We start from the raw sequence: 10,836 nt of genomic DNA on the forward strand, positions 1-10,836 counted from the left end.
ATTACTCCTATCTAGTTAGGCCGAACGGCCTTTGTTGACAAAGCTGGCAACCTCTTCGTTGCGCTCCTGCTGGCGTTCCTGGGCATACGAAACGTAATCCCCAACGTCGAAGGTGTGCTTTTCCGGGTCGCGTGCTTGCCACTCAGCGTGTGATTGACGGGCTTTGTCCTGGTCCTCGCTGGACAGGGCATCAAAGCCGCCTGATTGGTTTACCCAGCCGCCGCCGTTACCACCGCTCAAGCTATCGCTATCGAACGACGGTGAGCTGTCAGAGGCTCCAGAATCTGACGAGCCGCTATCACCTGCATTTCCTGTTTCACCACCTCCTTGCCCTGGGGCTTCCCCTTGGCCTTTGATTGCAGCGGCGATCTTGCCGCCTGTTGTGTCACCGATGCGCTGCATGGCCTTAGCCTTCATTTGTCCGGCCTTAGCTTTAGCTACTGCACCAGTTCCTTTTGCCAGGTTCGCGCCGGTATCCGCTGCGACTCGGCCAGCCTTTGCAGCTCCAGCCATAAAGCCGCCAGTGGCCGCCGCTGTTGCTGCTTGAGCGCCGGACGAGCTACCGCCCTGCCCTTCGCTTGAACCTTGGTCGTCTGATGTTCCAGCGTCTGCGCTGGCTGTTTCGGTGCTTCCCTGGTCACTACTGCCGGAAGATTCACCGCCACCGGATGACTCGCCCCCGCTGGCTTGAGCGCCGCCAGAAGATTCACCGCCACCAAAACCCGCCGCTTGAGCGAATGGGGTATCACCTGTGCTTTCTTCGGATGGCATTTCACCGCCGCCACCGCCACCGCCACCACCGTCACCGCCGCCGCCAGAGAATGCGGACATAATGTCGCTACCGTTTGCCACGTTTTCGTTAGCTTTATTGAATGCGGCCATGAGAGCTTGCGCCCCGCCTGCCATGTTTGACGCCCCTGCTGCCATAGCAGCGCCGCCAGTGGCCGCCGCCGCTGCTGCCATGCCAGCCGCCCCAAGCGCAGCGCCTGCGCCGAATGAGCCAATGCCTGCACCGCCAACACTTGCGCCGGTAATCACGCCCGCGAGCATTTGAGGAACTTTGGTCACTAGAACGAGAAGGATCACCGCGACAATGAGCATGACGCCCATTTCTTTCAGGCTGATTCCCTCGCTCATGGAGTTGTAATAGTCATCCAGGAAGGTTTTGCCGATGCCAATTAACAGCACCATTGCCATAAGCTGGGCGGCAACACCGAGCACGGTTTTGTAGTAGTTAATCGCCATGTCTGAGGTCCAACGCGAGCCACCAAAGCCCAGGAAGAACACCCCGCCGTAAGCAAGTACCCAACCAGCGGCGAGCAACAACAGCATGTTGATACCGATTAACGCCAGGATGACGAGAATAATCAGAGCCATGAGAATGCCGGCGAATGAATCAACTGGCGACCAGACCGAGGATTGATCCAGTACGCGGTCGAAGATTTCAAAACCCACGTCAACCACGCCAGACGGAGATAGGCCGGAACCTAGCCCCGTAGCGTTACCGGCAATCTGGCGCAATGAGTCGTAAATAGACGATGCGAAGTTGGGGCCGTTGATCAGTAGCCACCAAAAGAACCCGGTAAAAATAGTGAAACGGACGAACTCGGCAAAGAACTCGCCAATGTCTGCCTTGCGCAGTGCCATCATGCCGAACGTCCAAACCATCGAGATAACAACGAGGGTCCAAAACAACCAGGTTGCGGCATCGGTAATTACACCGGCCCAAGAGGCCGCTGCTGCCGAATAGCGGGCCAGGACGTTATCCAGGACGCCGGAGTTGTCGATTGCGGCATGAGCCGGAGCCGCAACAAAAAACGCCAGCCAGACGATTAACGGCATGGCGGATTTAAGGTTGGCTGGCAGTTTCATAATTCAGTACCTCACCAATCTTTCTCAGGGCTGGCTTTAAACTCGCCAGACCGAGGGTTGCCACGACGAAGGCACTTGGAAGCAAAATCTTGCTGCATGGCCTTGTCCTCGATTTTTAAAATGTTTTCGTGCTGACAATTGATGTCGTTTACTTCCGGCATCTTTTCTTCAAAACAGCCGGTTAGAAGGACCGCAACAGAAGCGGCCCCGAGTAATTGAATAGCGTTAATTGATTTCATTGGTCCCCCTTACCAAGAGCGGTCTGGACTGGCGACAAAGCTACCTGCTCGGACTTGCTCTGACGCGGCTTGCTGCTGAGCTTCTTTGTCAGCTTCTGCCTGCATTCGGGTAGCTACGGCGTTTTGCTGAGCAATCAGCAAACTACGAATTTGCAGGAGCTGGTTGGCCTGGTTGCTGGCGAGCTGATTGGCATAACCAATCGCGGCCAGTTGGCCGTCTGCGCTTTGAGCGCCGGATTGCAGGCGGTTAAGTTGTCGGGCATCGGCTTCCAGGTTGTCTTGTTGCTGATCTAAACCCTTAAAAACCGCGTCATTGGCTTTCTTCTGCGATTCGGACGCCAGGCGGCGGTTTTCATCCATTGCCGCCCATTCAGCATCGCTACACCCTGTAGAAGAGAAGCAAGGCGAGCTGCGGTAATAGGCTACGTCCTGGAACTTGCCCAGGTAAGCATCGAGGCTACCAAGTTGGTTTTGGTAATAGGCGATAGTATTGGTCGCCTGGTTCAAATCATTGATGGTTTGCTGCGCCTGGTCCCAAATGTAGGAAGCCGGGGCCATCGTGTTTTGCAGCATGTTTTCATATTGCTGCAACTGAGTTTGGTATTGCTGGATTTGCTTGGCCGTCTGTGCGACCGCTTCCAAAGCGGTCATAATGCTTTGGGTCAGGTTTGCCCCGTCAATTACAGGAATACCAGCTTGAACGGGCTGCAAAGTGCTGGCCGTCATGGCGACGACCAGAGCAACTTTAGCGGCTAAAAATCTTTTCTTCATGATGTTTACTCCTTGGCGTTAATAGTCAAATGAGCTGTAAGGTTTCGAGAACGTCATGTCTTTGGTGACAATCACGTTGAAACGATAACCAGGGCGAATTTCCAGCGTTGGGGCAATGTTCATGTTCTTGCGGATCATCTCGACCATGACTTGACCAAGTTGCTGACCAAGCGCCTCGCTAAGCGCGTCGCTTGCACGTTGGTTATTGCTGTCGCTGTTGTTGTCGTTGTCTTGGCTAAGCGTTACGCCTGCCGTGACACCAGACATAAGGAATGCAGAACCGAAGATGCGCAGGTAATGGTTGTTAACCTGGTCATGGAAACCGGAGTAACCGGCTGCGTCCGCGCCTGGCATTGAACCAATATCCAAAGCCTTACCGTCAGGGAAAATAATGCGCTGCCATGCAATCAAAACTCGTTCTTGGCCGTAGGCCACATCGTTCGAGTAAGAGCCGACAAGACGCGAACCCTGCGGAATCAACAAGTGACTTCCTGTTGCTGTGTCTGATACGTCCTGTGATACCTGGGCAACGATTTGGCCGGGTAAGTCGGAGTTGATACCGGAAATCAGTGTGGCCGGGATAACAAAGCCAGCACGTAGCTCGTAAGGGCTGCGCGGAGCCTGTACTTGCTCCCCAAGCTGCCAGCGATCACCGCCGTTGCTGTCAAATTGCGAATAACCGTTGCCGCTGCCGTTCGCTGAGGTCTGCATTAACATCGGTGCGCTAGTGCTGCCACCATTGCCACCAAAGCCGCCACCGTTGCGCATTCCTTCAATTTGAGCCATACGCTGCTGATAAGCGGCAGTTGGATCGTCGGAACGGTTGGACGCAATCTGCTGACGGACACGCGCAATTTCGTTAATCATGTCTTGGCGTGATTGCGGACGGTTGTTAACCGGCTGTGATGAACCGCCGTCGCTGCTGCTGCGCGGGGCTACCGCTTGCACGCCGGTTTTTGCTCTAACAGCTTGTTCCAGCATTTGCAGCTTCGCCATGCGAATGCGCTCGGCTTCATCGTCGCGTTGTGCTTGTGAACCCGTGTTTTGAGGCGGGGCCGGTGGTAAGTCAGGATTTACCGGGCGAGCCACTGTTACAGGCGCTGCGTCCTGGTTATCTTCCTGCGGCGCCTCGTCATTTGGTGCAACAGGTTCGTCCAGCGAAGGAACAGCCGGAGGCTCGGCAGCCGGGATAAAACCGTCTGTCTGAGTGCCTGCGATTTCATTGGCAAACATCGAGGTATTGCCTGCTCTTTCCTTCGGCCCTTCGCTTGGTGCGTTCTGCTGGGCTGCACGGTCGGCAGCAACCATCATCATGACCAGGAGGAACAGGCCAAGGACACCAAACAAAATGTACATCGGGCGATTATTGACTCGACGCACCCCGGATTTTTTGGACACCTCACCTGGTGAGGCGTCCGGGGACATTTGATCGTTGTTTTCGCTCATGTCTTACTCCTTGCGAACCCAATAGCCCGCTGGAACGATTCCGCCGTTTTCTTGCGAATATGGGCGGGTCAAGGACTCATTGCCGACCATGATGGTCACGCGGTACATATTGGTGCCTGTGAATTGGTCGAATACGTAACGAAGCGGCAAACCTGATCCTGTCGGAGCTGGGTTAGCCGGTGCCGGTGTAGCTTCCGCGCTTGGGGCTGTTCTGGTCGAACGTGTAGCCTGCTGACGTTGCTGCGCTTTGGCCGCTTCCGGGTCGAACTCCAGGAGGGCATAACCGCGATCACGCAGGCCGCGAACCAATGCCGTACCAAAAGCGTCAGGTGTAGGCTGTTTCAGCTCGAAGCGAGTTTTTGCAGGCGGGTACAGCTCGGTGATTTTCTCGACCGTATCGCTGGCGATTTCTTGCTGATTTAGTCCTGCCGGATTCTCGACAAAGTTGCCGTATGGGGCGTGCGTGGCACACCCAGCCAAACCCAACGAAAACAGAACTGCGACGATAAGTTTACGCATGATTAATCGTCCCCTTTTGTGATGGTGATTTTGTCCTGGCTGCTACCAACGCCAGAGATAAGGATTGCTTTGTTAAACACTGTATCGACGATGTAGCGATCCCCTTGGACGCGGTAATTGACCATGACGGTTTCAGGGTCAGAGAACAGGCCGCCGTCCTTACGGACAACCAGGAGCGTCGGCGCTTCTGTTTGCTGCATGGCTCGCGGCATCTGAATGATGGTCTTGTGGCCGTCATTGAAAACACGAACAGGCTTCCAGGAGGCCGAGCCGGATACGTCGTAATCAAATGACAAGTCGCCCAGGTACTCACGGGTTCGAGGAATAGTGTTGTCCTCGCGGTGCTGGCGTTCGCGGCTGCGGACCATATCCCACTTGGCAAGGGCATCTTCCGGGTAGGTGAATGCAACTTGCGGCATGTATTCGGTGCGGTGAGAACGCAAACGAATGTGATAAACGCGGCGGTCAGTCGTTACGACCAAGCTGGTTTCCAGGCCCACGTCCATCGGTTTGATAAGCAGGTGTTGGGTTTCCCCTGCCCCGGTGCCGGAAATGGCCGGTTCGACGTTCCAGCGGGCGGTATCCCCCAACTGAATAGAGTTAACGTATTCGCCAGGTTGCAGCGCAACGTCACAAACCTGGAGAACAGCACAAACAACGCTTGGAGACTGCGCACCAAATACAAACTGGATGGCTCCATTGCGGCCAGTAAAGGGACGGATGCCACCGTTACTGCCTCCGGCCTGCCAGCGCTGTGCAATCGCCAGCGCCTGGCGTTCTTGCTGAGTCAGTGTTGGGTTGTCATTGGTAAAATATTTGTCCTCAAGCCCGTTCGCGTGCGCGACCGTTGCCAGAGAGGGCACCAACATCGCAGCACCCAGGATCACAGCGGAAAATTGTTTCTTCATGGTTAATAGCCTCGTAATCATTGCAGCCGTGACCAGGAATAATCACGCACGTAAATACCCAGCGGGTTGTTACGCATTTGCTCTTCCGTGGTCTGCGTTGAAGTGTCTGCGGTGTACACAGTAATAAGGGCGCGGTATTGGGCTGGTTGGCCCTGCAATACCCCTTGCCGGTCCCGCTTGGTTTCTGTCCAGTCCACTTGCCACGTAGTCGGCGTTTGCGGCAGAACAGATGTAATGTCGATGCTCACCATTTCTTTGGTGGCACGTTTGAACGGGCTGGCATCGGCATTACCGTTAAGCCATTCATTCATTTTCGTGGTTGCGGGATCGTTCGGGGCCAAGTGTGCGTAAACGCTAAATACCGCTTTGCGTTGCAGAGCTACGTCAGGCGATACCATGCGGGCGTTTTCGATGAACTCGGACACCGTGGCACCCAAAACACGCGGGTCGGCAGAATCAGAACCAGTAACCGGCCCCGCCGCTTGAGCTGCGCCCAGCTTGTCCACTTCCACCACGTAAGGGATGAACTTGGATTGGCTGCCGATATGGATAACGCCGCCGACACCGGCCAGGGCAATCATTAGCGATAGAATGCCCACGACCTGCCAGGTTTGGCGTGATGAAACCACAGAACCAACATGCTCATTCCAAGTGCGGCGAGCGGTCAGATATGGGTTTTCATCATCCCCTTGGCGTTTAGATTTTTTATCCTGTGCCTCTATCTCGGCAGTTTCTTCCTGGTCATAACCAGGGGCGGGCTTTTTGAAAATCAGCCCTTTAAGTTTCTCGGAAAAGCTCATTAGGCTGCCTCCAGGTAGTTATCAAGTTTCAGGCCACGACCTGCGAGCCATTCATGCACCCACTGTTCGCCATATTTGGCTTCCAGTTGCTTGATAGCTGCCACGGATTCCTTGTCGGAAGCACCGACAAACGAGAGAGCCAAAGGCCCAAGGGCGAGGTCATAGAGGCGGCGACCGTTTTCAGAGACGTAGTAGTACTGACGTTTGGGAACAGCCGTTGCCAGGATGTCAATTTGACGAGCATTAAGGCCCATTCTGCGGTATAGGGCTGATGTGTCCTCGTCGCGGGCGTAGACGTTCGGCAAGAAAATCTTGGTTGCAGTGGACTCCACAATAACGTCCAGGATGCCGGAGTTGGCAGCGTCGGACAGGCTTTGTGTTGCCATAAGAACCAGACAGTTAGCTTTACGCAGTACCTTGAGCCATTCGCGGATTTTTTCGCGGAATGCAGGATGCCCAAGCATCAACCAGGCTTCATCCAGAATGATGACCGCAGGCTGTCCTTTAAGGCTTCGCTCGATTCTACGGAATAGGTACAGCAAGACCGGCAGGGCAAATTTTTCGCCCAGGTTCATCAGCTCTTCGATTTCAAACGTGGTGAAGTCGGTTAGTGATAAACCATCCTCGTCGGCGTCCAGAAGGTGCCCCATAGAGCCATCAACCGTGTATTGGCGGATAGCTTCACGGATGCTTTCATCCTGGATGGTCAGCGAGAACTCAGACAGAGTACGCGCCCCGCTTTCGTGCATACTGACAATCGCATGGGCAATTTCATTTCGTTGTGCAGGCGTACTTTGAACCCCGTTTAACGCCAGGATGGTGTCTATCCATTCCATTGCCCAAGCGCGATCACTCTTGGTTTCCAGATACTGCAATGGACAGAAGGACAGGTGATCATCGTCCGCACCGACAGAAAAATGCAGGCCACCAACCGCTTTAGTCAGCGGATACATGGACATGCCTTTATCAAATGCGAAGATCGACATGCCTGCGTAACGGCGAAGCTGAGCAGCAATCAAGGCCAAGTGTGTCGATTTACCTGCACCCGTTGGGCCGAACATAAAGGTATGACCCAAATCACGAACGTGAAGGTTCAAACGGAACGGCGTTGACCCACTGGTAACACAGTGCATTAGAGCCGGTGACAGAGGCGGATACATTGGGCAAGGAGCGTCGGCGTTTCCTGTCCAAATGGTGCTTGTAGGCAGCAGGTCGGCCAGGTTCATCGTATTAATGAGCGGGCGACGCACATTTTCAACACCGTGGCCCGGCAGGCTGCCCAGGTAAGCGTCCAGGGTATTAATGGTTTCAGTTCGTGCAGCAAAGCCCAGGCGGTTGATTGATTTCTCTACCTGGCGTGCAGACTGTTCCAGACGGTCCCGGCTTTCATCCATTAGGACGACAACGCTAGTGTAATACCCAACAGCAACCAAGCCGCTGTTCACTTCTGCAATTGCAGATTCTGCGTCCTGGACCATTGTTAGAGCGTCTTGGTCCACATTACCGCTATTTGTGTTAAATACCTGGTCAAAGAAACCGCGCACTTTTTGTTTCCACTTCTTGCGGAACTTGTCCAGGTGCTTAATGGACTCGTGTTGATCCATGAAAATGAAACGTGACGACCAACGATATTCAACCGGGAGTTCGGCCAGGGCGCTCAAGATTCCAGGGTGAGACTCCAAGGGGAAACCCTCGATAGAAACGACCTGAATAAATTTGCGGCCAACTTTCGGTACTACCCCGCCCCACATTTCCTGACCGCCAATATAGGCGTCCATATACATAGGGTTATTAGGCAGTTGAACAGGGTGGCTTACACCAGTAACGCAGAATTGTAGCCAGCTAAGAAAATCGTCATGCGTGACTTTGCTGCCGTCCTCATTCACGATTTTTTGACCGCGAAGGCGAGTCAACTTAACCGCAGTTGTCAGACGGTTTTCAATGCCGCTAATTTCGCGCTTGAATTGGTTAATCAAGCCTTTGGTGCGGGCTTTTTTGCCAACCACCTCGGCGTCATCGTCAAACATGAGTTCAACGAATTTGCGCTGAGCCAGTAAAGGCGGGAACCATGTTAGGGTTAGAACAAAGTAACCCTCATACATCGCACCCAGGCCCTCGAAGAGCTGACGGCGTTCCTCGTCAATCGCGGCAGAAACCGGATCAGGGAAAGCTGAGGTATTGCGTTCTGAATAATTGGGAGCTGGACGGCGCACGGCATCAACGTGAACCATCCAACCATTACCAAGGCCCGCCAGAGCCTGGTTAATACGAAAAGACACCATTTCCCGCTGTTCGTCGGTGCTGCTGGCGTTGTCATCCCCTTTGTACAGCCAAGACGCCATGAAAGCGCCGTTCTTGCAGACAATTACACCGTCATCAACAACAGCGGCATAATTGAGCAAGTCAGCCAGCCCCGCATCCTTGGAACGATGCTTTTTCAACTTCAATTCAGCATCGACCGCACGGATACGGGCAAAAAGGATAAGTAACAGCGCCGCACCGCAGACAGCAATGGCAAATGAAATAGCTTGAATCATCATTTGTATTGCTTCCCTTGGCTTGTCGTGTTTTCACGGTAGGGCGTGCTGCGAGCTGGATAATATGCCTTGTAGCGGCGGTGCCGCAGATAGACATGGCGCAGCTTAGGGTCTGACTTAGCCATGAGTCGGCACACAAAAAGTGCGCCGAACCACAGGCCAATACCAAAGACCGTTGCCCTGACTTCCTGAGCACTAAAAATAAGTGCCCCTGCCAGCAGTCCCGAGAACATCACAAGCTCACGATCCCCGCCCATGAACAAGTTTTCTCGGTTGCCAGCTCTACGAATGGGGATCGTGCGCAGAGCCATAGTTACACCGCCTGAATACCGTTAACGAGACGCATGGCCGCGCCGCTAACCTGGTTAACTGCACCGTCAGTCAGTGCCGCGATTTCTGCACCACGACCGAAGAAGGTGGACATCATGTTTTGCGCACCGACCAGCAGAGCCATTACCAACACGATAAAAATCAGCGTGCGGAAAAAGCCGTTGAGTTCACCACCGAAGATCAGAATGCCGCCTGCGACGACAATACCGATGATGGACAGGGCGAACGCCACAGGGCCGGTTACAGAGTTGCGAAGGTTGGTCAGCCAACTTTCATAAGGGAGTGAGCCGCCCGTTCCTTCCGAAGCCATAGCCGGTTGAACAGCCATAACCAGGAACAAAGCCGCGAACAGGCCAAAGTAGAGCATGGCCGAACGGTTAAGGCGGATTGATGGGAGAGTGAGTTGCATTGGTATTACTCCTAGTTTCCTACGTTTAAAGGGATTTAGTGATGTATTGACCATCGCAATAACCGGAAACCTCTAGGATTTCCTGGATGCGGCGGCCTTCCGGGGTTCTGGCGATATGAACAACGATGTGAACCACCTCGCCAATTAGCGGTTCAATCTCGGCTGGAGCCGCTGGATTACGTGTAATCAGCGACCGCAAGCGAGCTAGGCCAGCGTTAGCATTGTTAGCGTGCAGTGTTGCAGCTCCGCCCTCATGCCCGGTATTCCAAGCATCGAGAAGGTCCAAGGCTTCCGCTCCGCGCACCTCACCGACCAGGATACGGTCGGGCCTCATGCGCAAAGTTGTTTTCAGCAATGCCGTCATGGATACGTCAAGGCTGGTGTGATACTGAACGTGGTTTTCTGCGGCACATTGGATTTCGCCGGTATCCTCAATGATGAAAACCCGTTCTGTAGGATCGGTAATCACCATTTCGTTGATGATGGCGTTAACCAGGGTGGTTTTGCCTGAGCCAGTGCCGCCGATGACAAGAATGTTTCGGTGTGCTGCCACAGCTTCAACCAGGACGTGTTTTTGGGCGGCGGTCATAATGCCGTTTTCCACGTACTGGTCCAGGGTGAAGATCGCAACGGCTTTCTTACGAATGGCGAAGGTAGGGGCCGGAACTACTGGAGGTAGCTGGCCTGCGAAGCGGGAGCCATCAAGGGGAAACTCCCCTTCTAGGATAGGCTTGCTTCGGGTGACTTCTTTGCCGTGATACCCGGCAATAGTCTCGATAATAGCTTGAGCCTGGGCAGGTCTAAGCGTTCCGATGCACTGCATCCCCTCACCTAGACGTTCAACCCAAACTTTCCCGTCTGCGTTGAGCATAAGCTCGACTGTCTTAGAGTGATTTAGAGCCTGGAGAAGCTCCGGCCCAATATCCCGCTCTAGTTTTCTTTTTGCCCGGTCCTTAATGGAGCCAGTCATGTCGTTTTGTTGCATTCAATTGCCCCGGTATTTTC

At 54.0% G+C, this 10,836-nt stretch carries 11 protein-coding genes; all 11 read right to left on the minus strand.

The features are described from left to right. Positions 1-15: 15 nt before the first annotated feature. From trbL to trbB, 11 genes are read right to left on the minus strand one after another with little or no spacing between them, the layout of a single operon-like run. Entirely contained in the window at positions 16-1,872 is a 1,857-nt protein-coding gene (gene trbL / locus HP15_RS20825; RefSeq protein ID WP_014579505.1) for a P-type conjugative transfer protein TrbL, read from the minus strand. Between the two features lie 11 nt (positions 1,873-1,883). Further along, positions 1,884-2,111: an entry exclusion lipoprotein TrbK gene (trbK, locus tag HP15_RS20830; protein WP_014579506.1), complete on the minus strand. Its 228-nt coding sequence runs from the start codon at positions 2,109-2,111 to the stop codon at positions 1,884-1,886. Positions 2,112-2,120: 9 nt separating this feature from the next. After that, positions 2,121-2,882 (minus strand): P-type conjugative transfer protein TrbJ, encoded by a 762-nt coding sequence (gene trbJ, locus HP15_RS20835; protein ID WP_014579507.1) that lies wholly within the window; start codon positions 2,880-2,882, stop codon positions 2,121-2,123. 18 nt (positions 2,883-2,900) lie between these two features. After that, complete coding sequence (locus HP15_RS20840; RefSeq protein ID WP_014579508.1) at positions 2,901-4,328, minus strand: TrbI/VirB10 family protein; 1,428 nt, start codon at positions 4,326-4,328, stop codon at positions 2,901-2,903. Between the two features lie 3 nt (positions 4,329-4,331). Then, positions 4,332-4,847 carry a conjugal transfer protein TrbH gene (locus HP15_RS20845; protein ID WP_014579509.1) on the minus strand — a complete coding sequence of 172 codons (516 nt, stop codon included), beginning with the start codon at positions 4,845-4,847 and terminating at the stop codon, positions 4,332-4,334. 2 nt (positions 4,848-4,849) lie between these two features. Then, a complete protein-coding gene (gene trbG, locus HP15_RS20850; protein ID WP_014579510.1) occupies positions 4,850-5,755 on the minus strand; it encodes a P-type conjugative transfer protein TrbG in 906 nt (301 codons plus the stop codon). Between the two features lie 17 nt (positions 5,756-5,772). After that, positions 5,773-6,555 carry a conjugal transfer protein TrbF gene (locus HP15_RS20855; protein ID WP_014579511.1) on the minus strand — a complete coding sequence of 261 codons (783 nt, stop codon included), beginning with the start codon at positions 6,553-6,555 and terminating at the stop codon, positions 5,773-5,775. Further along, entirely contained in the window at positions 6,555-9,092 is a 2,538-nt protein-coding gene (locus HP15_RS20860) for a VirB4 family type IV secretion/conjugal transfer ATPase (protein WP_041646736.1), read from the minus strand. The genes HP15_RS20855 and HP15_RS20860 overlap by 1 nt, the downstream gene beginning before the upstream one ends. Beyond that, positions 9,092-9,403 (minus strand): conjugal transfer protein TrbD, encoded by a 312-nt coding sequence (locus HP15_RS20865; protein ID WP_008929954.1) that lies wholly within the window; start codon positions 9,401-9,403, stop codon positions 9,092-9,094. Before HP15_RS20865 ends, HP15_RS20860 begins: the two co-directional genes overlap by 1 nt. 2 nt (positions 9,404-9,405) lie before the next feature. Beyond that, entirely contained in the window at positions 9,406-9,831 is a 426-nt protein-coding gene (gene trbC, locus HP15_RS20870) for a conjugal transfer system pilin TrbC (protein ID WP_014579514.1), read from the minus strand. A gap of 25 nt (positions 9,832-9,856) precedes the next feature. Then, entirely contained in the window at positions 9,857-10,816 is a 960-nt protein-coding gene (trbB, locus tag HP15_RS20875) for a P-type conjugative transfer ATPase TrbB (protein ID WP_014579515.1), read from the minus strand. Positions 10,817-10,836 lie beyond the last annotated feature (20 nt).

The sequence above is a fragment of the Marinobacter adhaerens HP15 genome (assembly GCF_000166295.1).
GTDB lineage: Bacteria > Pseudomonadota > Gammaproteobacteria > Pseudomonadales > Oleiphilaceae > Marinobacter > Marinobacter adhaerens.